The following is a 23,689-nucleotide window of genomic DNA, read 5'->3' on the forward strand; positions in this document are numbered from 1 at the left end:
GTCCTCATATGCATTGGCGTTCGACGAAGCGACGCCCGCCTATCACTTCGGCATTACCCAATCCCGATTGTCCCGCATGCCGGGATGCTAACCTCGCCCTTAGTTTTGTGCAATGCACAATAAAGCAATGACTGAAATTTGCTGCCCGACTTTCCTCGTGCGGGCGCCTACATCACTTCGGCGGCGCGACCCAGATTTCGGCGTTGAGCCTTCTGGTAGCCAGGCCACGCGCCAGGGCTTCGGCGCTGCGCGCGCTTTTCGCCAGAGCCGCGGCCTGGCGCTTGCTGATGACGAGACCTTCGGCCAGCGCACGACTGCCCGAAAACACACGAGCCAGGAACGGTGTGCGATTGCCGCGGGCGCGTGAGAAGCGCGCGGGCATGGTCTGCCTTGCCGTGTGGGCCGCGACCTCCTCGATCCAGCCTTCTGCCAGTCGCGCGCCGGGCTCGAGCAGCAGCAGCCAGTCTCCCTTGGCCTGGCCGATACCGGCGGCAATGCCGCCAGCCACATAATGGCAGCCGGCATGCTCCGCTACGCGATGCGTCTGGTCGGTCGAGCCGGTGTCGCAGACGACCACATCGCGCACGACACCCTCGACCGCGCCGCCGATCAGCGAGGCGAGCGTGCGGGCAAGACCCTCTTCGTCGTTCTTGGTCTCGATGAGAACGCTGAGCATTCTTAGCCGAATAGCCGAAAGCCGGGCGCTGCGCCAGTTGCGCGTCCCAGCGGAAAAAGTTCTTGCTTTGTTCTCATCGGCAAAATAGGAATAGTTTCATGAACAGAACGATTCGACATCCTGCCGACAGTCCTTGGGAGAGGGCGAAAATGGAACAGATCGTCCGCGCCGACATTGCCGCCTTCGGAGCAGGCAGGGCCGAGATGGCCAATGCCATGATCGAGCAGAGCGGCATGCGCATCCGCCCCGACCGCAACCGCGGGCGCTCCGCCGGCATCAATCCGTCCGGCCGGTTTGAGCCCGTCAGCCGGCATGTGTTCGACGACGGCTGGAACTCGCTGGAGGAGTTGCCGCCGTTCAAGACCGAGGTGCAGGTAGAAAAGCCGCGCACCATCATCACCCGCAACGAATCGCCGGATATTTCCTTCGACCGTTCGATCAATCCCTACCGCGGCTGCGAGCATGGCTGCGTCTACTGCTTCGCCAGGCCGACACATGCCTTCATGGGCCTGTCGCCGGGACTCGATTTCGAATCGAAGCTGTTCGCCAAACCGGATGCAGCACGCATGCTGGACAGGGAATTGTCGAAACCCGGCTACCAGCCGCGCACCATCGCCATCGGCACCAACACCGATCCCTACCAGCCGATCGAGAAGCAGTATCGCATCATGCGCGAGATCCTCGAAGTGCTGGAGGCGCGCGGCCATCCGGTCGGCATCGTCACCAAGTCGGCGCTGGTGACGCGCGACATCGATATCCTGTCGCGCATGGCCGAACGCAGCCTCGCCAAGGTGGCGCTGTCGGTGACGACGCTCGACCGCATGCTGGCGCGAACCATGGAGCCGCGCGCATCGACGCCGACGAAGCGGCTGGAGGCGATAAGGCAGCTTTCGGATGCCGGCGTCCCCGCCTCAGTGATGGTGGCGCCGATCATTCCAGGCCTCAACGATCCGGAACTGGAGCGCATCCTCGATTCGGCTCGCGCCGCCGGCGCCAGGGAAGCAGGCTATGTCGTGTTGCGGCTGCCGCTGGAAGTGGCGCCGATCTTCAAGGACTGGCTGCTGCGGCACTATCCCGACCGCTACCGGCACGTGATGTCGCTGATCCGTTCGATGCGCGACGGCAAGGACTACGATTCGGAATGGGGCAAGCGCATGAAGGGCGCCGGTCCCTATGCCTGGCAGATCGGCCGGCGCTTCGAGATCGCCGCCAAGCGGCTCGGTCTCAATGCCGAGCGGCGGCAGCTTCGGACCGATCAATTCGTCGCAGGCTCCGGCGCCGGCGAGCAGCTGATGCTGCTGTGATGACGGCGCCGGCCATGAAAGGCCTGCGATCCGCTAAGTATTTGTTTTTACGCAATTCCAGGATGAAGAACCACTGCGCACTTTCCCGGAATTGCTCAAGAATCCCGTCCGGCCCAGTCCCCCGGCCGTGAGACGGTGCCCTCCCGGTCCGAAGCCCCATCCGACCCGGAGGGACTTGCGGAGAATCGGAGCGGATGCGAACCTCGCCGCACCATGGCTCGCGCGCGTTCCGATTCTCCGCTTCTGTTTGAAATGGTCGAGAAGCCCGACTTCTCCATCGAGACGAAGGCGATGGCCGAGGGACTTTGGCCAGTCGCGGGCATGGACGAGGCCGGCCGCGGGCCACTAGCCGGTCCGGTTGTGGCAGCAGCCGTCGTGCTCGACCCCGCCAACATTCCCGAAGGCCTCGATGATTCCAAGCGCCTCACCCACCTGCAGCGCGAGGCGCTGTTCCTGAAAATCCTGGGCTCAGCGCTCAGCGTCTCGATGGCCTCGATCAGCGCCGAAGGCATCGACAACAGCAATATTTTGAAAGCCAGCCTGGAAGCGATGCGCCGTGCCGCCGCCGGCCTGTCGCTGCGGCCCAGGCTGGCTTTGGCCGACGGCCGCGACGTGCCGCCAGGACTCGCCTGCGAGGGCCGCGCTTTGATCAAGGGCGACCAGCGCTCACAATCGATCGCCGCCGCCTCGATCGTCGCCAAGGTGATGCGCGACCGCATGATGTGCGGCTGCGGCGGCCATCACGAGCATTACGGCTTCGAGGTGCATATGGGCTATGCGACGGTCCGGCATCGGACCGCGATCGAAGCGCATGGCCCGGTGGCAAGACTGCACCGCGCATCCTTCGCGCCGTTCCGGCTGGGTGGCGTCGAGGTGGTCGAAGAGGAAGAGAGCTTCGCCGGATTGGAGTGATAGCTATCTCCCCCAATGTAGTTACGGCATGCACACATCTTCAGTGACTGGCGTGACTGATCAAGCCAGGGCTTGATTGCCAGGTGGTTCCCCCAATCCGTCGCTGCTTCGCAGCGCCACCTTTCCCCCCTCCGGAGGGAAAGGAAGGGAGCGTCGCTGGACGAGCGTTGACGGCAAAAAGCCTGGCGCCTTTCCTCTACCCCGTCGATCGGGGGAGAGGTGGCTCGGCGAAGCCGAGACGGAGTGGGGGTCGACCAGCGCTACATTAGACAATGCATGCGCCAAGCTGCCATGCGCGTCGGCGCGGCGGACCAGAATGCAACGCCGGCGATCCTTCGCGCCCCCCCTCTGCCCTGCCGGGCATCTCCCCCACAATGGGGGAGATTGGCAGCTTCCGCGCCGCAACAAAAAAGCCGCCGGGTTGCCCAGCGGCTTTTTTGTTGGCGACGGTAGAGCCGCTCAGTTCAGCTTGGCCTTCACGTCCTGCAGCGCGGATTTGAACAGATCGGCGCCGGCCTTGGCGTCGACCTTGGCGGCAAGCAGCGCGCGGGCGGCTTCGACAGCGATGTCGACGGCGGTGGCGCGCACCTCGCCGATCGCTTCGCGCTCGGCCTGGCTGATCTTCTGCTCGGCAAGAGCCGTGCGGCGGGCGACATAGTCCTCGGTCTTCTTATGCGCCTCGGAGGCAAGGAGTTCGGCCTCGCGCTTGGCGGCGGCGACGATGTCGGCGGCCTCCTTCTCGGCTTCCTTGCGCTTCTGCTGATACTGGCCGAGCAGCTGCTGGGCCTCTTCGCGCAGCCGGCGAGCTTCCTCGAGCTCGCTGCTGATCTTGGCCGCGCGGGCGTCGAGCGACTTGGCGAGCATGCCCGGCACCTTCAGATAGATGACGGCGCCGAGGAAGATGATCAGGGCAATGGTTGCCCAGAGCGTCGCGAGTGATGTGGCGTCCATGATGCCCTCCTCACCGGCTCGCGGATTTGACCGCGGCCGAGATCTCGGCCTTGTCGGTCTTGCCGCCGACGAGCGCCTCGACGATGGCCGACGTGGTGTCCTCGGCGATCGTGCCGACTTCCTTCATCGCCTTGGCCTTGATCGAGGCGATGCTCGCCTCGGCCTCGCCGAGCTTCTTTTCGAGTTCCGCCTCGAGCTTCTTGCGCGTGCTTTCGGCTTCGCTCTTGGCGGCGTCGCTCGCCTGCTGGCCGATCGTGTTGGCGCGAGCCTTGGCTTCCGCCAGTTCCTGCTCGTAGGCCGCAACGGCAGCATCTGCCTCGCCCTTCAGCCTCGCGGCGTGGTCGAGATCCTGGGTGATGCGATCGTTGCGGACATCGATGATACCGCCGACGCGCGGCATCACAACCCGCTTCAGGAACAGATAGAAGAGCCCGAAGGTGATGACCAGCCACAGGATCTGCGACGGGAAGGTCTCGGCATTGAACGGCGGGAACGTGCCATGCTCCTCGGCAGGCACGGCAGTGCCCGCATGCGTGTCGCCTTCGGCCGCAGCCGGCGCGGACTCTTGCGCAAAGGCAGATGTCACGAACATCTCATTCCCCTGTCCATACGGCGGGGCCGCACCATGCGGCCCCTTTCGTCAGCGCGTGCTTCTTACTTGAAGACCAAGAGCAGCGCGATGAGGAGCGAGAAGATGCCCAGAGCTTCGGTCACGGCGAAGCCGAAGATCAGGCGGCCGAACTGGCCGTCAGCAGCCGACGGGTTGCGGAGCGCACCCGAGAGATAGCTGCCGAAGATGTTGCCGAGGCCGATGCCCGCGCCGCCCATGCCGATGCAGGCGATACCAGCGCCGATAGCAGCTGCTGCAGTTGCGTCCATTTCAAAACTCCTGTGGTTTTCGTAATCGTTGCAGTTGGTACGTTGGGTAAGCTGGCGCCGAAGCGCCGGAGAAAATCGATCAGTGGCTCGGGTGCAGAGCGTCGTTCAGATACATGCAGGTCAGCACCGCGAAGACGTAGGCCTGCAGGAAGGCGACCAGCAGTTCCAGCGCGGTCAGCGCGACCGCCATGGCGAGCGGCAGAACCGAGCCGGCGACGCCGACGGCGCCCAGCGCGCTGAGGCTGACGACGAAGCCCGAAAACACCTTCAGCGTGATGTGGCCGGCCAGCATGTTGGCGAAAAGACGAACCGAGAGGCTGACGGGACGCGAGACGAAGGAAATGATTTCAATCGCCACCACCAGCGGCAAAAGATAGCCGGGCACGCCATGCGGCACGAACAGCTTGAGGAAGCCCAGCCCATGCTTGGCGAAGCCGTAGACGATGACGGTGCCGATCACCAGCGCGGCCAGCGTGAAGGTGACGATAATGTGGCTGGTGACGGTGAAGAAATAGGGGAACAGGCCGATGAGGTTGGCGACCAGCACGAACATGAACAGCGAGAACACCAGCGGGAAGAACTGCATCCCCTGCTTGCCCGCGGCGTCGCGCAACATGTTGCCGACGAATTCGTAGGCCATTTCCGACACCGACTGCAGGCGGCCCGGGATGAGGGCGCGGCTGGCGGTGCTCATGTAGAGGAAGGCGGACGCGACGATGACCGTCACGACCATGAACAGAGCGGAATTGGTGAAGGAGACGTCGTAGCCGCCGATATGAATCGGAATGATCGGATGGATCTGGAACTGGTGGATCGGATCGACCTTGTCAGCAGCCACTTTTATCCCCGTCAAAGCCGCAACCGGCTTCTTGAGTTCGCTTTAGCGCCTTGCGGCGCCTCATTTCATTCCTTCGGCTCGCGCGGCTTGCCGCCCTGACCGAATTCCGACGCAAGCCCTGCCGAACGCAGGACATTGAGTATACCGGCGCCGAAGCCCAGCAACAGGCCGACGATCAGACCCCATGGCGCGATACCCGCCACGCGGTCGACAATCCAGCCCAAGCCGACACCAACCACCACCCCGGCGATGAACTCGCTGGACAGTTTCAATGCCTGACCGTAACCGGTCGCAGCCTTCGCTTCGTCTTTCCCCTCGAGCCGGTCCGTGCGTCTTGATGCAAGCGATGCTTCAAGCTCGCGCCGGCGGCGCTCAAGTTCGTCGTCGCGGATGGTGGCTTCTGGCTGCCTGCCGCGGCCGGTTTCTCCGGTTCCGTCTGGCCTGTTTTTGTCGGCCATCGCAACCCCCCTGCCCGGGCAGACTATCACCGTCCGTCCGCTTCTAAAGTCGCCGGCAACATAGTTAGAGGGTCCGCGCCCGTCAAGCCACGGGTCGAACTTCAAAGCGATGTATTTTCCTGTTTTAAATCAAGGGCTTATTCGGGTGCGACATCGTGCCCGTCACGCCCGCGCGGGGACTCGGCGCGAATCCGCGCGGCAAGCCGCACCGATCGGTGCGAGCGGCAGGCCCACGCAGAACGCTACCGGAGGCTCGCTCGAACGGCTCAGCTCCAGCCGCCGCCATAAGTGCGATAGAAGATGTGCAGGCCGATCCTGGTCATGCGATGCATGGCACGCGACCAGCCCGGATGGACATAGTTGGCGTAGTAATGCGTGGAGGAACCGACCTCGGGGATGAAGATCTTGCCTGCGGTCACCGCCATGGCGACATCCTGCGCGGTCTTGTAGGCGACCGGGTCGTTGATGCGCTTCTTCCTGCCGTCGCAGGCGAAGGAGAACTGACAGCGGTTGAACCAGTTGTCGTTCTGGTAGACGACGCCGCAGATCGTCTTCGGATAGGCCGGGTTGCGGACACGGTTGAGGATCACCTGCGCCACCGCGGCCTGGCCGCGCACCGGCTCGCTGCGCGCCTCGAAATAGATGCCCTTGGCGAGACATTCCTGTTCCGGCATGGAGAAGACGGCCGCCGGCAAAGGGTTCTGCATCCAGGCATGGTCGCCCTTGCCCATCGGCGGGATGAAGCGGCCGTCGTTCGGATCGTCCTGCAGCAGCGCTTCGAAGGGCGACGCCTTGGCGTAGTCCGGTGCCGACTGCGCATAGGCGGTGGCGAGGATATCCGGCTTGTCGTTGTTGACGAGAGCGACGAGAGCCGCCGGCAAATCCGGATCGGGCTTCTTGTCCTCGCGGATGTGGAAGGCCTGGGCGATCTGGACTTCCTTGCCCTTGATGCCGGGTTTGGCGAAGGTGAACTTCAGGTTGCTGTCCATGCTCGGACGGAGCAGCGAGGAGCTGCGCTCGAAGATCGAGCCGGCGCTGAAATTCTTCGGCGGCGCCACCGGTGACACCTGAACGAGGCGGCCCTTCTTGTCGGCGCGCACGACGCGATCCTCATCGGGGGTGGTGCCGGCGACATTGCCCTTGCCGCGGAACGCAACCGCGCCGACGCCCGGCAATGCCACGCCCGAACCGGAGATCGAGCCCGTGGCGGCCGAATCGACAAACGGCATCTCGGCGGCGTGCACCGAGCCGGCGACGGATTTCTCGACATAGGCGTTCCAGCGGGCGTGAGGCGACTCCAGCCCGGAGACGAGGCTCGCCATGTCCTGATAGGCGACGACCGATGGAAAGCCGACCCAGAAGCCGAGCCCCAGAACCAAAGGAGTAAGGAAGGAAGGTTTATTCGCAACGGCGGCGGCGACGAGCCGCATAAAAACGCGTCGATGCACGGAACTCTCCAGAAACGCTACTGACCCCGGAGAGCCAAAATGAAGCATTAACCTTGATGGGGGGTTAACGACATCGATCGTGTTTTTTTCATGTTGAAGGCAAGCCGGCTTCCCACTGCCGCGGAAAGCCGGCGAAAAATCAGGCTTGGTGAATCAGGCTGGGCGCAGGAAGATCGGCCACGCGATCGCCGCGCAGATCGCGGCCGCCAGCCAGACGCCCGGCCATGCGGAGAAAAGCAAGAGCCAGGGAATGGCGATCGGCACCAGGCAGAAGCCGACGAAGACAAGTGTGTTGGCGAGGCTGAGCGCGGTGCCGACATGACCGGGGCCGGCGAGTGTCGCAAGCTCGGTATAGGCAACGCCATGCCAGGCCGAGACGGAAATGCCGGCCACGACCACCATGACGGGCAGGAGCACCATCAGCGCGGGCTGCCCGGCCGCCGCGATCACCAGCAGCCAAAGAGCGAGGAAGGCCAGCGCGCTGAGCACGCTGCAGAACCTCAGGAACGGCCGGCGGTTGCCGTGGCGGTCAGTGAAGCGGCCGCTCCAGACGCGCATCACCATGGCGCCCGTCTGCACGGCGGCAAGACTGGCGCTGGTCACCCACGTGCCCATGCCGGCGAAGTCGTGTAGGAAGACGGAGGCGAAAGTAAGCACCGCCACCTGCGGGAAGCAGAGCAGGCCGATGGCCGTCGAGATACGCCAGACCTCGATGTTGCGCAGCGGCGCCGGACCGCTCGTCGCGGCGGCCGGGTGAGCGTCGCCTTGCGCCGGCGGCTCGTGCAGCCAGCGCCAGGCAAAGAAAGCCGAAAGGGCGGATAGGGCCGCAAGCAGGCCGAAGACCGCGGCATAGCCCAAGGTCACGGCAAGCGACGGCAGGACAAGCGCGCCGAGCCCGCCGCCGAGCGGCACCGCCGTCTGCCTGATGCTCATGGCAAAGCCACGCTCGCCTTGGCCGAACCAGCCCATGATGGCGCGGCCGCTGGAGCCGTTGACGCTGCCGCCGAGCAGGCCGGCAACGAGCAGGCTTGCCGAAAGCAGCGTGACGCCGGGAACGGCTGCTTTCGTCGGCACGACGAGCATGGCCATGATGAACAGCCATGCCGCCGTCGCGCCAAGCCCGGTCAGGAGCACGCGGCGGTCGCCCCAGCGGTCGGTGAGCACGCCCCAGGGCAACTCGCTGAGCGCCACGCCGAGGCCGAGCAGACCGAGCGCCAGGCCTAGCGAGGCATTGTCGAGATGGTAGCCCTGACGCATGACGACCGCGGTCGCTGGAACGCCGGAGAAAGTGGCGGAGAAGCCGGCATTGGCGGCGACTCCGATGCCCAGCACCTTCCAGCGATGGTTGGGTCCAAAGGCGCGGCCGGCGGCGGCTTTCGCAGGCGGCTGGCAATCGTTGCGGGTGACGATGGCTGACATGACTCACTTCCCGTGACGGCCGGGCGACCGACCTTGACGGGATGGATGTAGCGCCATAGTTTCGTTCATAAAATCAGGAAGTTTTTGATCTATAATCCTGAAAATGAGGACGATCTTATGCGACGCGTCACCTTCGACCTCGATGTGCTGCGGACCTTCGTCACCGGCATGGAACTGGGCAGCTTCGCCAAGGCGGCCGAACGGCTCGGCCGCTCAACTTCTGCCGTCAGCGCGCAACTGAAGAAGCTTGAGGAGCAGGCGGCGACGCCGATCTTCCGCAAGGCGGGCCGCGGCCTGGCGCTCACCGAAGCCGGCGAGACGATGCTCGGCTATGCGCGGCGCCTGATCGAGCTCAACGACGAGGCGGCCTCCGCCATCCGCGACGTCGAGTTGGAAGGCTGGGTGCGGCTTGGCCTGCAGGAGGATTTCGGCGAAGCCGTGCTGCCCGAAGTGCTAGGCCGCTTCGCCCGCGCCCATCCCAAAGTTCGGATCGAGGCGCGCATCGGACGCAGCCATGAGCTCGCCGAACGTGTCCTGTCCGGCAACCTCGACATCGCGCTCGCCTGGCACGACGGCACGACGCTGCCCTACAGCCGGCATGTCGCCGACGTGCAGGCGCGCTGGATCGGTCCGGCGAAACCGGTGGATGCAGGCTCCCGCGATGGCGAGGCGCTGCCGCTGGTGGTGTTCGAAGCGCCCTGCCTGCTGCGCACCGTGGCGACCGAGACGCTGGACCGTGCCGGCATTGCCTGGCGCATGGCCTTCTCCAGCCCTAGCCTCGGCGGCATCTGGGCGGCGGTCGCGGCCGGCCTTGGGCTGACGATCCGCACCGATATCGGCTTGCCCGTCAATGTCAGGGCGCTCGCGCCGGGAGTGCTTGGGCTGCCGCCGCTGCCGAAGATGGCGCTGCATATGCATCAGAAGGACGCCGAGCTCGATCCGGTCGCGGCACGGCTGGCGGACATTCTTTTGCAGTCGGCGATGGAGGCGTTGCCTGAAGGGGCAGAGACGAAGGAGAAGTTGCGAGAGGTCGCTTAAGCCCTACAGTTTCGTCATCCACGGGCGGAGCGACGCGAAGCGGAGCGTAGACCCGAGGATCCATTCCGTTACATCGAGCGAAGAGTGCAGCGGTGCGGAATTCTGGATCGTGGGCAACGCCTCGAGGTCACGGAATGGATCCTCGGGTCTGCGCGCGTCGCTTCGCTCCTTGCTTCGCCCGTGGATGACGAGGGATCACCGTTGGCGCTCGCCCCGTCCAGCCTCACCGCTTCTTCGCGCGACCTGCAAATGGATTGTCCGAGGTGCGCAGAGCCATGCGGATCGGCACGCCCGGCATGTCGAAGGCCTCACGCAGGCTGTTCGACAGATAACGCACATAGGACTGCGGCATCACGTCCGGCCGTGAGCAGGAGACGACGAAACCCGGCGGGCGGGTCTTGGCCTGGGTGACATATTTGATCTTCAGCCGGCGGCCGGCGACGGCGGGCGGCGGATGATGCGCGAGGATGCCTTCCAGCCAGCGGTTGAGCTTGCCGGTGGAGACGCGGCTGTTCCAGACCTTGTGCGTCTTGATGACGGCGTCCATCAGCCGGTCGAGGCCGCGCCCGGTCTCGGCCGAGACGGTGACCGCCTGGATGCCGCGCACCTGCGGCAGAAGCCGCTCGGTCTTCTCGCGCAGCTCGGCCAAAAGCTCCTGCGGATTGTCGATCAGGTCCCATTTGTTGAAGGCGATCACCGGCGCTCTGCCCTCGCGGATGATCAGGTCAGCGATCTGAAGGTCCTGCTTCTCGAAGGGGATGGTGGCGTCGAGCACGATGATGACGATCTCGGCGAAGCGGATGGCACGCAGCCCGTCCTGCACCGAAAGCTTCTCGAGCTTCTCCTGGACCTTCGACTTGCGCCGCATGCCGGCCGTGTCGAAGAGTTTTATCCGGCGGCCGCGCCAATCCCAGTCGACCGAGATGGAATCGCGGGTGATGCCGGCCTCGGGACCGGTCAAAAGCCGCTCCTCGCCAATCAGCGCGTTGATCAGCGTCGACTTGCCGGCATTGGGGCGGCCGACGACGGCAATGCGCAGCGGCTTGCTGTCGTCATAGGCGGGCTCCGCGTCGGGGTCGGCGATGTCCTCGCCGATCAGCACCTCGCTGACGGCGATCTCGTCGCCTGTCTCTTCATCATCCTCGCCGAAGGCGCGCTCCTCGCCGAGCGCCGCGATCACCGCGTCGCGCAGGTCGGGCATGCCCTGGCCGTGCTCGGCCGAGACAGGGATCGGCTCGCCGAGACCAAGTTCCCAGGCCTCCAGCATGCCGCCTTGCGCACCGCGCGCCTCGGCCTTGTTGGCGACCAGCACGACCGGCTTGCCGGATTTGCGTACCACGTCGGCGAAGGTCCGGTCGTCGGGCATCAGGCCGGACTTGGCGTCGACGGTGAAGAAGATCAGGTCGGCCTCACGGATCGCGATCTCGGTCTGCTGGCGCATGCGGCCGGGCAGCGTGGACGCCGCTGCATCCTCGAAGCCGGCGGTGTCGATGACGTCGAAGTGAAGATCGTAGAGCTTGGCGGCGTGGACGCGACGGTCGCGCGTCACGCCCGGTGTGTCGTCGACAAGCGCCAGCTTTCTTCCCACCAGCCGATTGAAAAGAGTCGATTTGCCGACGTTAGGCCGGCCGATGATGGCGACTTTGAAGCCCATCCGACTCTACCATTTGTTGCGCATGTCGTTGATCCCAAAACCGCTGCGCACTTTTGGGCGACATGCGCTACGACGCATTGCCTGACCCGCGGATCAGCTCGGACATCAGCTGCGCCCGCTGGCGCGAATTGCGCGGGGCGCCGTCATCCGAAGCGATCTGGTCGAACAGTTTCAGCGCGTCCGCCGACTTGCCTTCCTTCCAGGCGGCAAGGCCGAGCGCCTCGCGCGCGGCGTGGCGCAGCGGATTGGTGTCGGCGGTCAGCGCCTCGACCCGGCTGGAGACATCGGCGAAGGAGCCGTGATCGACGAGCAGCAGCGCCGCCCTCAGGCGGGCCATGTCGCGGATGCCGGCAGGAATGGCGCTGTCGGCGGCGACCGCGTCGAAATCCTTGACCGCTCCCTCGACATCGCCCTTGTCGGCCTTGACGGTCGCTCCCCGCATGCGTGCGAGCAGCGGGTAGGCGCCGTAGCCATCCTTTTCCAGCTGATCGAGAGCGGCGATCGCTTCGTCGTTCTTGCCGTCATTGGCAAGCTTGAGCGCAGCTGAAAAGGCATCGCCCGAGCGGTTGGCGCGGGTCTCGTCCCAATAGCGGTAGCCAACGACGGCGGCCGTCGCCACCACGATCAGGATCGCGACACCAAGCACGATCGGACCAAAACGATCCCACAGCGCCTGCGCCTGCTCGCGACGAATCTCTTCGTTGACTTCGCGGATAAAACTGTCGTCCGACATCAATCAAAAACCATTGCGGCCCCGGAACGGGGCGCTTCTTTGAGCCCCGCGTTTTAGCGAAATTTTGTCGGCATGGAAGGGGGAGCACCGGAAAATCGGCGGGACAAGCCAGAGCGGCTTCCGAGTGGGCTGCAACGCACCGATGCCACAATTGGGCAATAGCCGGCTGCCAACAGTCTGAAAGATCGCTGCCGAAGGTTGCCAGTGCCACATCCGTTCCGCGCCCTTGCGCTCAGTCTCGTCTCGCTTGCCACCTCTGCTGCCGCGGCTATCGCCGATCCGCCCGGATCGCGGGAGCCGATACCGGCGAAGCCAAAGCAGATCGTCCTCATCTCCTTCGACAGCGCGCGCGAAATCTCGCAGTGGCAACGCAGCCGCGCGCTGGCGGAACACACCGGAGCGCACTTCACCTATTTTGTGTCCTGCGTCTTCCTGCTGTCGCCGGAAACGCGCGTCGAATACGTCGCGCCCGGCAAGGGCGCCGGCAAATCGAATATCGGCTTTGCCGCCTCGAAGCAGGACGTCGCCGAGAGACTGGAACAAATTCGGCTCGCAGCCAGCGAAGGCCATGACATCGGCAGCCATGCCTGCGGCCATTTCGACGGCAAGGACTGGAGCAAGGCCGACTGGCTGGCGGAGTTTGGCGCCTTCAGGCGCATCCTCGAAAATGCCTATGCGATCAACGGCATTTCACCCGAGCCGCCCGGCTGGCACGACTTCGCCCGCCATGCGGTGATTGGTTTTCGCGCGCCGTATCTGTCGACCGACAAGGCGCTTTACGAAGCGCTGCCGGAAGCCGGCTTCCAGTATGACGCGAGCGGTGTCTCGAACGGCCCCGCCGTGCCGCCGACGAAGAGCGGCATCACGCGCTTCGCATTGCCGCTGATCCCGGAAGGGCCGAAGTCGAAGTCGGTTGTCGCCATGGACTACAATCTCTATGTCCGCCACTCGGGCGGCTTCGAGCAGCCGGCCAGGGCCGACGAGTTCGCCGACCGCGCCTATCACGCATTCCGCGCCGCCTTCGATGCGCAATACAACGGCGAGCGCGTCCCGCTGGAGCTCGGCTTCCATTTCACGCAGATGAACGGCGGCACCTACTGGAACGCGCTCGAGCGCTTCGCGGACGAGGTCTGCGTGAAGGCCGACGTCGAGTGCATCAGCTTCCGCGACTATGTGGCGCGCCAGCGCGCCGATCAAAAGCAGGCGACTGTGGGCGGCTGAGCCGCCAACAGTCCGATCCCGTGAAAACTCTTCCTGGATATGCTCTCGTTCAGGCCGGGTCTTTCACACCCTGCCGGGCAAGATAACGCTGGTCGAGGTCAGGCAGCGGCGCTCCTTCCAGCGTCGCCTCGAAGGCGCGCAGACGTTTGTGCACCGACTGCAGCTCGACGATGGTCGACCAGGAGTTCAACAGGAACTGCAGCGAGTTCGTCACCTTGCCGAACGCGTTCGATATCTGATTCAGAGCGCCGAATGTGATCTTGTGCGCCACGATCGACGGCCCGAGGATCAAGAATGAGAAGATGTTGTCCGCCTGCAGGTAGGTGTAGCGGACGACGTTGAAATAGATGTAGTGGAAATAGAGCCGGAAGTAGTTGTGGCGCACATTGGCGAACAGCTCGGCGGTCGTCGCCGGCTGGGCGCGGTCAGCATGATCCTCGCCGTAGACGAGTTCCTTGCGATAGGCGGCCTCCACGCGCTGATTGCGGAACTGCAGGCCCGGCAGCTTGAGGCCGGCGATCATGACCGAGGCCGTTCCGAACAGGCACCAGCCCAGCGCGGCGATCACCAGCGGCTGGGGAACAGCGCCGATGATCGGCAGCTCGGTGATATGGGCCTGCAGCTGAATCATCACCGGCAGGAACGCTATCAGCGTCATGATCGACTGGATGAAACTGGAGCCCAGATCCTCCATGATCTGCGAGAAGCGCATCGTGTCTTCCTGGATGCGCTGAGAGGCGCCCTCGATGTGGCGCAGCCTTGTCCAGTTCGACATGAAATAGTCGTTCATCGCCGTGCGCCAGCGGAATATCCAGTGACTGACAATGAAATTGTTGACCACCTGAACGTTCATGCCAACCAACGCCAACCAAGCGAACGTGGCCAGCTTGGTGTAGAATTCGGTGTCGGTGGACTCCATCGTGTTCGCCATCAGTCCCTGAATGTAGTCAAAGAATGGTCCATACCAGTCGTTGATGGCGACGCTGATCTGCACGTTGAAGTAGATCAGGAACAGGATGAAGGCCGCGACCAGAATGGACCAATTCTGCCAGGGGTGCGGCGAATACCATCTCCAGAACGCGTAGAAGACCAGCACGCAAAAAGCGAAGTAGATGTAGAACCACAGAAACGGCGTGGACCAGAGCACGGCGATGCCGACGACGGGCGGCGCGCCAGCCGCTGCCGGCGGCAAGCCGAAGAAGGCCCCCAGATGCTCGCCGCCGAAGAACCAGAACAGGATCGCGGCAAGGCTCCAGACGGCGGCCGAGGTGAAGAAGAGCTTCGGCTGCGGGAAGAAGGATACGAACACTGTGGCGGGTTTCCTCGGTCTGACCGCAAATCAGCGGCGTTGCTGTTCGGCGGGCATAAGGTCACACATTAGTGGGAAAGAAAATGCCCTGCCCGATGCCCAGCACCGAGCAAGACCACAAATCATGGCGATTTTGGTGCAGCCGACCAAGCAATGACGCCGGACACCAGCAGAGCGGCAGCCGCCATGACCGAGGCAAGCACATAATTGCCCGAGGCCTGCGCAAGCAGGCCGGCGGCGATCGGACCGATGATCTGGCCGAGGCCGAAGGCCGCGGTCATCACCGCGAAGATGCGGCGCGGCGCCTGCGGCGCAAGCTGCCTTGCGGTCTGCAAGCCGAGCGCGGTGATGGCGATGAAGGTGCCGCCGAGCAGCACGCCGGCGAGCAGCGGCCCAGTGAAACCCTTGACGACGACGCTGGCGGTGACGCCGATTACTTCGACCAGGCAGCTCACGGCATAAGCCGCATAGATCCCGGTCCTGGCGGCGAGCTTCTGCCAGAACCAGGTCGATGGGAAACCGGCAAGGCCGGCGACCATCCAGACGGTGGCCTCGAAGACGCGCCCGCCGCCGCCCTGGCGAACGATGGCGACCAGGAAAGTGGCCGTCACCACATAGCCGAAGCCGAATAGCCCGTAGGCAAGGATCATCTTCGTCAGAGACCTGTCCTTCGGCAACGCCGGTTCAGGCCCGTCGACGCCGTTGGCCGGCGTGGCGGAGCCCGCGAGCAGCGCGACGAGGAGCAAGCCGACAGCGGAAACCGCTCCCGACCATAGCCACCCGGCGGCCCAGCCGGCATGGGAAGCGACGAGAATGGCCAACAGCGCCGAGGACGCCGCGATACCCAATCCGACGCCGCCGAAATGCAGCGCCTGCAGGTCGCCACGGCCGGACGCGGCAAGGTGGCTGAAGACGATCGACGACATGAATACCATGACGAAGGCGCTGGCGAGCCCGGCAAGGAAGCGGATGACGATGAATGCCGCCATCGTCTCGTTCAGACCCATCAGAGCTGCAAGCATGGCGCTTGCGGCGAGGCTGACGAACATCAGCAGGCGCTCGCGACCGTGCGCCCAGCCGCCGGCGGCGGCAAGCGCGCCGATGAGATAGCCGAGATAGTTGGCGGACGCGATCCAGCCGGCATCGGCCGGCGTCAAATGCAGCTCCTCCATCATGCCCGGCAGGATCGGCGTGTAGACGAAGCGGCCGATGCCCATGGCGACGGCAAGCGCAACCATGCCGGCGACGGCAAGACGCAAAGGGGATGGCGATGCGACGTTCATTGCAGCGCAACATAGGTGTGTGCGCTGGCGAAACAACGCGCTTGTGTTGGGCCAGAACGGCGGCAAGGCGCCTTCCGCTCCGGTATGGCTCTTGGAGGCTGAAACCTCCGACGTCTGCGCCGCCCCTCATCGCCCTGCCGGGCACTTCTCCCCGTATAGTGACGGGGAGAAGGACGCTCTCATCGCTGGTTTCGCCAATCACCAAGGTTGCAAGAAGGCGCCGAGGCTGCGAGCATCCCCTTCTCCCCGTCACTATACGGGGAGAAGGTGCCGGCAGGCGGATGAGGGGCGGCGCCGACTTTGATGAAGTTTGGCGCCTTGTAGGAGCAGAGAGCAGTTATCGGTCCTGTCGGCGATTCAGCGGCAGCTCGCTCCAGCCGTCTCGTATGCCGTGCGACCGGCCGTCAGCCGGAACGGCATGTCGCCGAGCTCGCGCTCGGACATGGCGTCGAGCACCGGATGCGACAGCGGGTCGACGACCCAGTGCGCGATCTCGCCGTCATCATGCCGGCCCTTTGTCGACGCGGCATTGGAAAGACCCTTCAGCAAAGATAAAATCTTCATCGGATTGCCTCCAAGGTCAGGGCTGCATTGGGTAAAATCCGCCTTTCCCATCCAGGTTTCAATTGAGATTTCGCTCCTGCCGGTTTAGAAAAACTGAATGGCTATGCTGAACAGCGTCCATCTCAACGGCCTGCGCGCCGTCGAAACCGTAGCGCGGCTTGGCTCGCTCGCCGCCGCGGCCGCAGAGCTCAATGTCTCGGCCAGCGCCGTCAGCCAGCAGATCAAGCGCACGGAAAAACAGTTGGGGCAGGCGCTGTTCGAGCGAACGCCCGGCGGACTGGTGCCGACGGAATTCGGCACCGTCTTCACGGCGCGGCTGAGCGCCGGCTTCCGTGAGCTGGCGCAAGCGGTGGCGCTGGCCGGCGAAGCGACGGAATGCACGCTGGTGGTCTCGGTGGCGCCGGCCTTCGCCTCGAAATGGCTTCTGCCCAGGCTGTCGCGGCATTTCACCCGGCATCCGAACGTGCTCTTGCGCATCGACGCTTCCGCCCGCCTCGCCGATCTCGACCATTCCGACATCGACATCGCCATCCGGCTCGGCGACGGCAAGTGGCCTGGCGGCCGGGCGGAACTGCTGCTCGCGCAAGAGGTGTTTCCGGTCTGCGCGCCATCGATCGCGGCGAAGCTGAAGTCGATCGAGGACCTGGCGCAGACCTGCGCCATCACCGACGAGCGGGCGATGATCAGCTGGGACAGCTGGTTCGATGCGGCTGGCGTCGAGCCGGTCACCTTCCTCAAGGGCGCGCGGTTCACCGATCCTATGCTTTGCCTGGAATCTGCGATCGCCGGCCACGGCGTGATGCTCGCCTGGCAGTTGCTGACCGCCGATGCGCTGGCCGACGGCCGGCTGGTCGCGCCCTTCGGCGTGCGGGCCGAGAGCGGGCTCGGCTACTGGCTGGTGACGTCGCAGACGAAAAGCGAAAGCCGCAAGGTGCGGGACTTCAAGGCCTGGATCCGCGAGGAGATCGAGGCGACCATGGCGCAGTTCCGGGCGTTGGACAGCGCCGCCTAAATCAGGCCCAGTCGATCTCGGTGGAAAGGCCAGCCGCAGCGGTCTATGTAAGGACCAGACCCCAACATAATGGCAGGCAGGATCATGACCACACATTCGCGCGGCGTCTCGGCAACAATCGACCTCGTGAAGCTCGACAGGCTGGCCGAAGTGGCGGTCAAGGTCGGGCTGCAGCTGCAGCCGGGACAGGACCTCGTGCTGACCTCGTCGATCGCGGCGCTGCCGCTGACCCGGCGCATCGTCGAGCATGCCTACAAGGCCGGCGCCGGGCTGGTGACGCCGATCTTCAACGACGACGAGATCACGCTGGCGCGCTTCCGCTACGGCGCCGACGCCGGCTTCGACCGCGCCGCCGGCTGGCTGTACGAAGGCATGGCGAAGGCCTTTGCCAACAATGCGGCGCGGCTTGCGGTGCGCGGCGAGGACCCGTCGCTGCTTTCGGCGCAGGACCCGGCCAAGGTGGCGCGCGCCAACAAGGCGAACTCGATGGCCTACCAGCCTGCGCTGGAGAAGATCACCGGCTTCGACATCAACTGGAACATCGTCGCCTATCCGGATCTCGCCTGGGCAAAGCAGGTGTTCCCCGGCGAGCCCGACGACGTCGCGGTGGCTAAGTTGGCGGATGCCATATTCTCGGCCTCGCGCGTCGACGTCGAGGATCCGATCGGCAACTGGAAGGCGCACAACGCGGCCCTGGCCGAGCGCACGAAATGGCTGAACGAACATAATTTCCATTCCCTCCATTTCACCGGGCCGGGCACCGACCTGACGGTCGGACTGGCGGAGGGCCATGAATGGATGGGCGGCGCCTCGACCGCGAAGAACGGCATCACCTGCAACCCGAACATCCCGACCGAGGAAGTCTTCACCACGCCGCATGCCTGGCGCGTCGAAGGTCACGTCTCCTCGACCAAGCCGCTCTCCTACCAGGGCACGCTGATCGACGAGATCTCGGTGCGCTTCGAGGGCGGACGGATCGTCGAGGCCAAGGCCTCGAAGGGCGAGGACGTCTTGAAGAAGGTGCTCGACACCGACGAGGGCGCGCGCCGGCTCGGCGAAGTGGCGCTGGTGCCGCATTCCTCGCCGATCTCGAAGAGCGGCTTGTTGTTCTTCAACACCCTGTTCGACGAGAACGCCGCCTGCCACATCGCGCTCGGACAGTGCTATTCGAAGTGCTTCGTCAACGGCGCTTCGCTCAGCCAGGACGAGATTGCGCAACGCGGCGGCAACAAGAGCTTCATCCACATCGACTGGATGATCGGCTCGGACAAGATCGACATCGACGGTGTCGGCAAGGATGGCGGCCGCGTGCCGGTGATGCGCAAGGGCGAGTGGGCCTGACAGGACTCGTTGTTTCGCGCAATTCCGGACGGACGGCTACGGCGAGGTCGCCGAGCCCAACCGTTGCACACTTTTCCTGGAATTGCTTGGCAAAGGAGGCGTAATGGCCTTCGACATTGCGGTGAAGCGCGTCTACGAGACGCCCGAGAAGACCGACGGCCAGCGGGTGCTGGTCGATCGCATCTGGCCGCGCGGTGTCGCCAAGAAGGATGCCGCGCTGACCTTATGGCTCAAGGACATCGCGCCGAGCGACGAGCTGCGCAAATGGTTCGGGCACGAGCCCGGGCGCTGGGCGGAGTTCCAGAAGCGGTACCGGGCGGAGCTCGACCGCAACGAGGAGGCTGTGGCGCAGTTGCGCGACCTGCTTGGCAACGGCAAGGTGACGCTGCTCTACGGCGCGCATGACGAGGCGCACAACAATGCGGTGGCGCTGGCGGGGTATTTGCGAGGCGCGTGACCTCTCGTTCGTCATCCTCGGGCTTGACCCCATAGGCGCTAACTTAGCAATCGATGTGCGATGGCGCGTCGTCGTCGGGGTGGTTCGCGCAAGCGGTGGAGCAGCAGGTCGAGGGAGATCAACCTGGTAGGCCCCAGTAATACAGCCATCGAGATGTTGGAGATTGCCAAGGCCACGAGACGCCAGATCGGCAGGGCGGATCGGTTCAGGCGGCCAGGGGGAGAGAGTCCGGCGCCTCGGGATCGAGGGCCGGCAGGTCATCTTCGGCCAGCAGGGCGGCCAGCAGAGCGGTGTTGATCCACAGGCGAGCCAGGTCGGGATCCTTTGCGCGGAGATCTTCCAGACCCACCAGCGACTTCATGCGTTTGAACGCCAGCTCGATCTGCCATCGCAGACGATAGGTCGAGGCGAGCCGCTCAGGCGGCCAGTCATCCGGCGGCAGCGATGTCAACAGCACCAGATAGCCGGCCATCTCGATGCCGGCCTGGCTGGGTTTGTATCTCGCCTTGGCCGCCAAACGGCGCGCCGCTCGTCTGGCCTTCTCAGCCGCCTCGGGCGGCATGGGCAGGATCACCACCCGAGCGGGTATCGCGACCCTGGACTTGCCGTCCTGGACGCCCACCGAAAGATCGAGCACGCCCTTCTTGCTCGCTTCACGGCACAGCGCCAAGCGATCCAATAGCCGGCCTTGGCCATCCAGCAGGCGTGGATAGTTTGAAGGGGCACGAACCAGAAAATCAGCCCCTGCCTCGATTACCCGAGCCAGATCGTCGGCCTTGGCGTGGGCACGGTCGGCGATCCGAAGCTCTCCGGCCCTGGCGCCGCGCGACAGCCGCTCGGCTTCATGGCGATCCGTGACCTCCACCGAACAGAGCTTCAGCGTTGCAAGATCGAACACCGTGTGCACCATCCAATAGACCCGCTTGGGACCAGGCGGCGCAACTACCGTGGCGTCCACCGCCATCATCCGCAGGCCTCCGTACAAGCCGGCGAAGGCTTCGGGGCAGCGCTCGGCAAGCAATTCCGAAACCAGGCCGCCCACCCAATCAGCACTGGCCTTCAGACGCTTCAGCATCGCCACGTCCGACATCGACGCCACTCCCCGCTGCTCGGCCCAACCAGCCAGCATCCGAAGCGAGAAGCGACCCAGCACATAGGCAAAACACAGCCGCAGCAGGTCAGCAGCGCTAGCCACCTGCCGTTTGCGCAGCAGCGCCCCAGCCTCCCGCGCGCTGGTCTCCAACTCTTCCGCCGAGCCCAATCGTCCGACCAGCTCGTCCCAATCCAACGCTTGCAGCGAATCGCTCATAACCACGGTGAATCACTCACCACGATCACCGTCAAGCCTAAGTTAGCGCCTATGGGGCTTGACCCGAGGATCCATGCCGTGACCTCAGCCGAAGGATGCAGCGACAGCAGAACCTGCACCGTCGCAAGGCTCGAACGTCACGGCATGGATCCTATGGTCTTCGCCGCGTCGCTTCGCTCCTTGCTCCGCCATAGGATGACGACGGGATATGTGTCGTGCCTGCCGAACCTACCCCACCGCCTCCTCGTAAACCTCCGGCTTGAACCCAACCAGAATGCGCTCGCCGACCTCGAGCACCGGCCGCTTGATCATGGTCGGCTTGGCGAGCATCAGCTTCTTGGCCTTCTTCTCGTCGAGCGCTTCCTTGTCCTTCTCCGGCAACTCGCGAAAGGTCGTACTTCCCTTGTTGAGCAGCTTCTCCCAGCCGACCTTGCCGACCCAGCCATTCAGCGTCTGCGCCTCGATGCCTTCGGCCCGGTAGTCGTGAAAGCGATAAGGGACGTCATGGCTCTCCAGCCAGACGCGCGCCTTCTTGATCGTGTCGCAGGTGGTGATGCCGTACATGGTGATCGCCAAGACAGACCTCGGGCGGATGGATTGCGAATCTGGCCGAACCCTAGGCCAGCCCTGCCCGCTTTGCCAGCGCTTTGCCTCGACCGCCCGAAGGCAGAGGCACGCGTTACACCGCCACCGCCATCCACCGCGACGAGGCGACGCGCGACAACCATGAGAAGATGGGTTTCTTCGACGGCTGGGGCACGGTGGCCGACCAGCTTGCGGAGTATGCGAAGACGATTTGAGACACAGGCATAGCGGCCAGCGCATTGCCCAGCCGCCATGCCTGGTCTTTCAATTCAAGTCGCGAAAGCAGCGAGCCGGCTGAGGCCGATCGGTCTCAATAGTAAAAGCGCTCTTCGCTGATTTTGCCGTTCTTGACCGTATAGAGGCCAACCTCATCCATTTTGACGCGTTCGCCGGTGGATTTGGGCGTCACGTCAAAGCTGAAGCGCAAGGCGAACTGGTCGCCGTTGACATAAGGGCCTTCGACCGAGCCGCCATGGACCTCGTGGTTCGCTTCCCACCACTCGCCCTTCTGCTTGACGGCTTCCTTGCCGTTGCAAACGGCCATCGGGCCTTCCATCGCTTCGTAGCTGACGATGTCGTCGGCATTGTACCTCGCGGCAGCGGTGTGGCTGTCGCCCTTCTTGAGGAGTTCCGTAAAATCCTTGGCAATATCCGTGGTGGTCGCAGTGGTCATGACTTCCTCCCTGTTTGGACCAGACTTCAAATAGGGACCGGTTGTCCGTCTGCCACTGGGGCGTGGCTCCGCAGGTGACAATTCGTGTCAGGATGGCGATACCATCAAAGACCAACGATCCAGTTCCCGCCAGCGCCTTGCAGCCATCGGGCCATGGTGCTCGGTCGGCTGGCCGGCCACGTGGAAGCCCCAACAGAAGACCCTAGGTTCGAGATGCAGGCATGTTCGACCGACCAGTACAGGTCGGTTGGCCATTTGTTTCTGGATTGCGAGCGATCGCTAGGGCATCCTAGGGCATGTGCAACCTCTACAACATCACCACCACCCAAGACGCCATCCGCGAGTGGACCCGGGCCATGCGGGACGTCATAGGCAACCTGGAGCCTTCCCTGGATGTCTACCCCAACATGCCCGGCGCGGTGGTCCGCAACGCCCCCGATGGCCAGCGTGAGCTTGCCAAGCTGCTCTGGGGAATGCCTACGCCGGCCGAGCGGGTGAAGGGCAAGGTGGACTACGGCACCACCAACATCCGCAATCCGCAATATGGCCACTGGCAGCAATATGTTGGCGTGGAGAACCGTTGCGTGGTGTCCGTGACGAGCTTCGCCGAGCCGAGCCCCAAGCCGAACGACAAGGACCCGGAGACCGGCATTCAGCGGAACTACTGGTTTGCTCGAAGCGAGGACCGGCCGTTGTTCTTCTTCGCGGGCCTCTGGACGCGCTGGCAAGGTATCCGCAGGGTCAAGGACGGGCCGGGCGACTTCGAGCTTTACGGCTTCCTCACGACCAAGCCGAACGCGCTGATCGCGCCGATCCACGAGAAGGCTATGCCGGTGATCCTGACCACTCGGGAGGAGGTGGAGACCTGGCTCACGGCCCCGTGGTCCGAGGCGCGGCACATGCAGCGGACAGCGCCGGGCGATGCCTTGGTGGTTGTCGAGAAGCCGGCCACGCAGATCAAGTTTCCGCAGGGGCCAGCAAAAGGGAACGGCCAGCTTTCATTGCTATAGGTCGCACCTCGGGATTGGGCTACAGTACGGCGGCCTTAAGTGTTCTTCTCGGCTTTGATTTTTCGTGATCCGCACCGGGGATGTTCAATGAGTAGTAGCCGGCAGTCACCAAAGAGGGGCAGCCTGTTCGCAATACTGGGTTCTATGGCGGGCGCTGTTGCTGCACTGGCTTTATTCGTCACAAACGTAGGTACGCTGCGCGACGCGTGGTGCGGCAACGTAGGGACCTTCTGTGTAGAGCCCGTAGACTGGGTGCAGAGTGAGGAGGTTTACTTATATTCCGGTGAGGCCCCCAGTCACGTCAACAGTGACAAGTGTGGCACGCACACGGCGTTGGTTTGCGTCAGGCCCACAGCCTCTGACAGGAAACTTGTCGTGGAGACAGCCAAGTTCCAAACGAAGGAACGTTCCGCAGGAGTCTATTTGGACGGTAACAGTGGCAGCCCGCCTAACGCTGATCCCGTGAACACCAACAACATCGGCTGGTTTCTAGAGGCAACCAGACAATCGCCTGATGAGATTTGCGCTACGGTCTTTGCCAGAACGAGCGCATGCGAAACTAAGGTTGAAATTCGTGGACAGTTGATAGCTCGCCAGCAATAATAGGTGCTGGCT

24 protein-coding genes and 1 pseudogene are annotated in these 23,689 nt (G+C 64.0%); 9 read left to right on the plus strand and 16 right to left on the minus strand.

All coding sequences use genetic code 11. The features are described 5' to 3' along the window. Positions 1 to 172 precede the first annotated feature (172 nt). Positions 173 to 676 carry a glycosyltransferase gene (locus tag QAZ22_RS28910; protein ID WP_278204326.1) on the minus strand — a complete coding sequence of 168 codons (504 nt, stop codon included), beginning with the start codon at positions 674 to 676 and terminating at the stop codon, positions 173 to 175. A gap of 149 nt (positions 677 to 825) precedes the next feature. Between QAZ22_RS28910 and QAZ22_RS28915 the strand changes: the two genes are divergently transcribed. Then, the gene (locus QAZ22_RS28915; protein WP_278204327.1) at positions 826 to 1,980 is read left to right on the plus strand and encodes a PA0069 family radical SAM protein; all 1,155 of its coding nucleotides are present in this window, start codon (positions 826 to 828) and stop codon (positions 1,978 to 1,980) included. A gap of 213 nt (positions 1,981 to 2,193) precedes the next feature. Then, complete coding sequence (locus QAZ22_RS28920) at positions 2,194 to 2,892, plus strand: ribonuclease HII (protein ID WP_278204328.1); 699 nt, start codon at positions 2,194 to 2,196, stop codon at positions 2,890 to 2,892. A gap of 459 nt (positions 2,893 to 3,351) precedes the next feature. On the opposite strand, the gene QAZ22_RS28925 is transcribed toward QAZ22_RS28920, so the two are convergent. The 7 genes from QAZ22_RS28925 to QAZ22_RS28955 all read right to left on the minus strand — a co-directional run bounded on the left by QAZ22_RS28925 (position 3,352) and on the right by QAZ22_RS28955 (position 8,885). After that, complete coding sequence (locus QAZ22_RS28925) at positions 3,352 to 3,843, minus strand: F0F1 ATP synthase subunit B (RefSeq protein WP_278204329.1); 492 nt, start codon at positions 3,841 to 3,843, stop codon at positions 3,352 to 3,354. A 10-nt stretch (positions 3,844 to 3,853) separates the two neighbouring features. Beyond that, entirely contained in the window at positions 3,854 to 4,435 is a 582-nt protein-coding gene (locus QAZ22_RS28930; protein ID WP_278073365.1) for a F0F1 ATP synthase subunit B, read from the minus strand. A 62-nt stretch (positions 4,436 to 4,497) separates the two neighbouring features. Beyond that, positions 4,498 to 4,722, minus strand: coding sequence for a F0F1 ATP synthase subunit C (locus tag QAZ22_RS28935; protein ID WP_027164582.1), 225 nt, complete (start codon positions 4,720 to 4,722; stop codon positions 4,498 to 4,500). A gap of 79 nt (positions 4,723 to 4,801) precedes the next feature. Next, positions 4,802 to 5,560 (minus strand): F0F1 ATP synthase subunit A, encoded by a 759-nt coding sequence (locus QAZ22_RS28940; protein ID WP_278073366.1) that lies wholly within the window; start codon positions 5,558 to 5,560, stop codon positions 4,802 to 4,804. A 65-nt stretch (positions 5,561 to 5,625) separates the two neighbouring features. Next, complete coding sequence (locus QAZ22_RS28945; protein WP_278204330.1) at positions 5,626 to 6,018, minus strand: AtpZ/AtpI family protein; 393 nt, start codon at positions 6,016 to 6,018, stop codon at positions 5,626 to 5,628. Positions 6,019 to 6,284: 266 nt separating this feature from the next. Beyond that, positions 6,285 to 7,466: a cell wall hydrolase gene (locus QAZ22_RS28950; RefSeq protein ID WP_278204331.1), complete on the minus strand. Its 1,182-nt coding sequence runs from the start codon at positions 7,464 to 7,466 to the stop codon at positions 6,285 to 6,287. Positions 7,467 to 7,619: 153 nt separating this feature from the next. Next, on the minus strand, positions 7,620 to 8,885 hold the full coding sequence (locus QAZ22_RS28955) for an MFS transporter (RefSeq protein ID WP_278204332.1): 1,266 nt from the start codon (positions 8,883 to 8,885) through the stop codon (positions 7,620 to 7,622). Between the two features lie 117 nt (positions 8,886 to 9,002). On the opposite strand from QAZ22_RS28955, the gene QAZ22_RS28960 reads away from it, so the two are divergent. After that, a complete protein-coding gene (locus tag QAZ22_RS28960; RefSeq protein ID WP_278204333.1) occupies positions 9,003 to 9,923 on the plus strand; it encodes a LysR substrate-binding domain-containing protein in 921 nt (306 codons plus the stop codon). A gap of 223 nt (positions 9,924 to 10,146) precedes the next feature. On the opposite strand, the gene der is transcribed toward QAZ22_RS28960, so the two are convergent. Both der and QAZ22_RS28970 read right to left on the minus strand, forming a co-directional pair. Then, complete coding sequence (gene der, locus QAZ22_RS28965; RefSeq protein ID WP_278204334.1) at positions 10,147 to 11,577, minus strand: ribosome biogenesis GTPase Der; 1,431 nt, start codon at positions 11,575 to 11,577, stop codon at positions 10,147 to 10,149. A gap of 67 nt (positions 11,578 to 11,644) precedes the next feature. Next, positions 11,645 to 12,310, minus strand: coding sequence for a tetratricopeptide repeat protein (locus QAZ22_RS28970; protein ID WP_278204335.1), 666 nt, complete (start codon positions 12,308 to 12,310; stop codon positions 11,645 to 11,647). Positions 12,311 to 12,514: 204 nt separating this feature from the next. Here QAZ22_RS28970 and QAZ22_RS28975 point away from each other — a divergent pair, with 204 nt between their 5' ends. After that, positions 12,515 to 13,531 carry a polysaccharide deacetylase gene (locus QAZ22_RS28975; protein WP_278204336.1) on the plus strand — a complete coding sequence of 339 codons (1,017 nt, stop codon included), beginning with the start codon at positions 12,515 to 12,517 and terminating at the stop codon, positions 13,529 to 13,531. Positions 13,532 to 13,580: 49 nt separating this feature from the next. On the opposite strand, the gene sbmA is transcribed toward QAZ22_RS28975, so the two are convergent. The 3 genes from sbmA to QAZ22_RS28990 form a co-directional block, all read right to left on the minus strand. Continuing rightward, entirely contained in the window at positions 13,581 to 14,840 is a 1,260-nt protein-coding gene (gene sbmA, locus QAZ22_RS28980) for a peptide antibiotic transporter SbmA (RefSeq protein ID WP_278204337.1), read from the minus strand. A gap of 122 nt (positions 14,841 to 14,962) precedes the next feature. Next, positions 14,963 to 16,123, minus strand: a complete 1,161-nt coding sequence (locus QAZ22_RS28985) for a YbfB/YjiJ family MFS transporter (protein ID WP_278204338.1) — start codon at positions 16,121 to 16,123, stop codon at positions 14,963 to 14,965. 357 nt (positions 16,124 to 16,480) lie between these two features. Further along, positions 16,481 to 16,687 carry a hypothetical protein gene (locus QAZ22_RS28990; RefSeq protein WP_278204339.1) on the minus strand — a complete coding sequence of 69 codons (207 nt, stop codon included), beginning with the start codon at positions 16,685 to 16,687 and terminating at the stop codon, positions 16,481 to 16,483. 97 nt (positions 16,688 to 16,784) lie between these two features. Here QAZ22_RS28990 and QAZ22_RS28995 point away from each other — a divergent pair, with 97 nt between their 5' ends. From QAZ22_RS28995 to QAZ22_RS29005, 3 genes are all read left to right on the plus strand, one after another. Continuing rightward, complete coding sequence (locus QAZ22_RS28995; RefSeq protein ID WP_278204340.1) at positions 16,785 to 17,699, plus strand: LysR substrate-binding domain-containing protein; 915 nt, start codon at positions 16,785 to 16,787, stop codon at positions 17,697 to 17,699. Positions 17,700 to 17,783: 84 nt separating this feature from the next. After that, positions 17,784 to 19,040 (plus strand): aminopeptidase, encoded by a 1,257-nt coding sequence (locus QAZ22_RS29000; protein WP_278204341.1) that lies wholly within the window; start codon positions 17,784 to 17,786, stop codon positions 19,038 to 19,040. Between the two features lie 103 nt (positions 19,041 to 19,143). Continuing rightward, positions 19,144 to 19,497 carry a DUF488 domain-containing protein gene (locus QAZ22_RS29005; protein WP_278204342.1) on the plus strand — a complete coding sequence of 118 codons (354 nt, stop codon included), beginning with the start codon at positions 19,144 to 19,146 and terminating at the stop codon, positions 19,495 to 19,497. Between the two features lie 205 nt (positions 19,498 to 19,702). Here QAZ22_RS29005 and QAZ22_RS29010 read toward each other — a convergent pair whose 3' ends face one another. Both QAZ22_RS29010 and QAZ22_RS29015 read right to left on the minus strand, forming a co-directional pair. Then, complete coding sequence (locus QAZ22_RS29010; RefSeq protein ID WP_278204343.1) at positions 19,703 to 20,806, minus strand: IS4 family transposase; 1,104 nt, start codon at positions 20,804 to 20,806, stop codon at positions 19,703 to 19,705. Between the two features lie 228 nt (positions 20,807 to 21,034). Continuing rightward, complete coding sequence (locus QAZ22_RS29015; protein WP_278204344.1) at positions 21,035 to 21,382, minus strand: ArsC family reductase; 348 nt, start codon at positions 21,380 to 21,382, stop codon at positions 21,035 to 21,037. A gap of 83 nt (positions 21,383 to 21,465) precedes the next feature. On the opposite strand from QAZ22_RS29015, the pseudogene QAZ22_RS29020 reads away from it, so the two are divergent. After that, positions 21,466 to 21,606: pseudogene (locus tag QAZ22_RS29020) on the plus strand (SRPBCC domain-containing protein); the annotation flags it as partial. A gap of 95 nt (positions 21,607 to 21,701) precedes the next feature. On the opposite strand, the gene QAZ22_RS29025 reads toward QAZ22_RS29020, so the two are convergent. Then, complete coding sequence (locus QAZ22_RS29025) at positions 21,702 to 22,064, minus strand: nuclear transport factor 2 family protein (protein WP_278204345.1); 363 nt, start codon at positions 22,062 to 22,064, stop codon at positions 21,702 to 21,704. Between the two features lie 296 nt (positions 22,065 to 22,360). Here QAZ22_RS29025 and QAZ22_RS29030 point away from each other — a divergent pair, with 296 nt between their 5' ends. Further along, a complete protein-coding gene (locus QAZ22_RS29030) occupies positions 22,361 to 23,074 on the plus strand; it encodes an SOS response-associated peptidase (protein ID WP_278204346.1) in 714 nt (237 codons plus the stop codon). Positions 23,075 to 23,689 lie beyond the last annotated feature (615 nt).

The organism is Mesorhizobium sp. WSM4906, assembly GCF_029674625.1.
Lineage (GTDB): Bacteria > Pseudomonadota > Alphaproteobacteria > Rhizobiales > Rhizobiaceae > Mesorhizobium.

What these genes read in the sequence shown, in the direction of transcription:
- QAZ22_RS28955 (WP_278204332.1), bottom strand. Translation starts at nt 8,885, where the DNA reads ATGTCAGCCATCGTCACCCGCAACGATTGCCAGCCGCCTGCGAAAGCC.
- QAZ22_RS28910 (WP_278204326.1), bottom strand. Translation starts at nt 676, where the DNA reads ATGCTCAGCGTTCTCATCGAGACCAAGAACGACGAAGAGGGTCTTGCC.
- QAZ22_RS29000 (WP_278204341.1), top strand. Translation starts at nt 17,784, where the DNA reads ATGACCACACATTCGCGCGGCGTCTCGGCAACAATCGACCTCGTGAAG.
- QAZ22_RS28925 (WP_278204329.1), bottom strand. Translation starts at nt 3,843, where the DNA reads ATGGACGCCACATCACTCGCGACGCTCTGGGCAACCATTGCCCTGATC.
- QAZ22_RS28920 (WP_278204328.1), top strand. Translation starts at nt 2,194, where the DNA reads ATGGCTCGCGCGCGTTCCGATTCTCCGCTTCTGTTTGAAATGGTCGAG.
- QAZ22_RS29010 (WP_278204343.1), bottom strand. Translation starts at nt 20,806, where the DNA reads ATGAGCGATTCGCTGCAAGCGTTGGATTGGGACGAGCTGGTCGGACGA.
- QAZ22_RS28935 (WP_027164582.1), bottom strand. Translation starts at nt 4,722, where the DNA reads ATGGACGCAACTGCAGCAGCTGCTATCGGCGCTGGTATCGCCTGCATC.
- QAZ22_RS28970 (WP_278204335.1), bottom strand. Translation starts at nt 12,310, where the DNA reads ATGTCGGACGACAGTTTTATCCGCGAAGTCAACGAAGAGATTCGTCGC.
- QAZ22_RS29030 (WP_278204346.1), top strand. Translation starts at nt 22,361, where the DNA reads ATGTGCAACCTCTACAACATCACCACCACCCAAGACGCCATCCGCGAG.
- QAZ22_RS28985 (WP_278204338.1), bottom strand. Translation starts at nt 16,123, where the DNA reads ATGAACGTCGCATCGCCATCCCCTTTGCGTCTTGCCGTCGCCGGCATG.
- der (WP_278204334.1), bottom strand. Translation starts at nt 11,577, where the DNA reads ATGGGCTTCAAAGTCGCCATCATCGGCCGGCCTAACGTCGGCAAATCG.
- QAZ22_RS28960 (WP_278204333.1), top strand. Translation starts at nt 9,003, where the DNA reads ATGCGACGCGTCACCTTCGACCTCGATGTGCTGCGGACCTTCGTCACC.
- QAZ22_RS28995 (WP_278204340.1), top strand. Translation starts at nt 16,785, where the DNA reads ATGGCTATGCTGAACAGCGTCCATCTCAACGGCCTGCGCGCCGTCGAA.
- QAZ22_RS29005 (WP_278204342.1), top strand. Translation starts at nt 19,144, where the DNA reads ATGGCCTTCGACATTGCGGTGAAGCGCGTCTACGAGACGCCCGAGAAG.
- QAZ22_RS29025 (WP_278204345.1), bottom strand. Translation starts at nt 22,064, where the DNA reads ATGACCACTGCGACCACCACGGATATTGCCAAGGATTTTACGGAACTC.
- QAZ22_RS28930 (WP_278073365.1), bottom strand. Translation starts at nt 4,435, where the DNA reads ATGTTCGTGACATCTGCCTTTGCGCAAGAGTCCGCGCCGGCTGCGGCC.
- QAZ22_RS28990 (WP_278204339.1), bottom strand. Translation starts at nt 16,687, where the DNA reads ATGAAGATTTTATCTTTGCTGAAGGGTCTTTCCAATGCCGCGTCGACA.
- QAZ22_RS28915 (WP_278204327.1), top strand. Translation starts at nt 826, where the DNA reads ATGGAACAGATCGTCCGCGCCGACATTGCCGCCTTCGGAGCAGGCAGG.
- QAZ22_RS28945 (WP_278204330.1), bottom strand. Translation starts at nt 6,018, where the DNA reads ATGGCCGACAAAAACAGGCCAGACGGAACCGGAGAAACCGGCCGCGGC.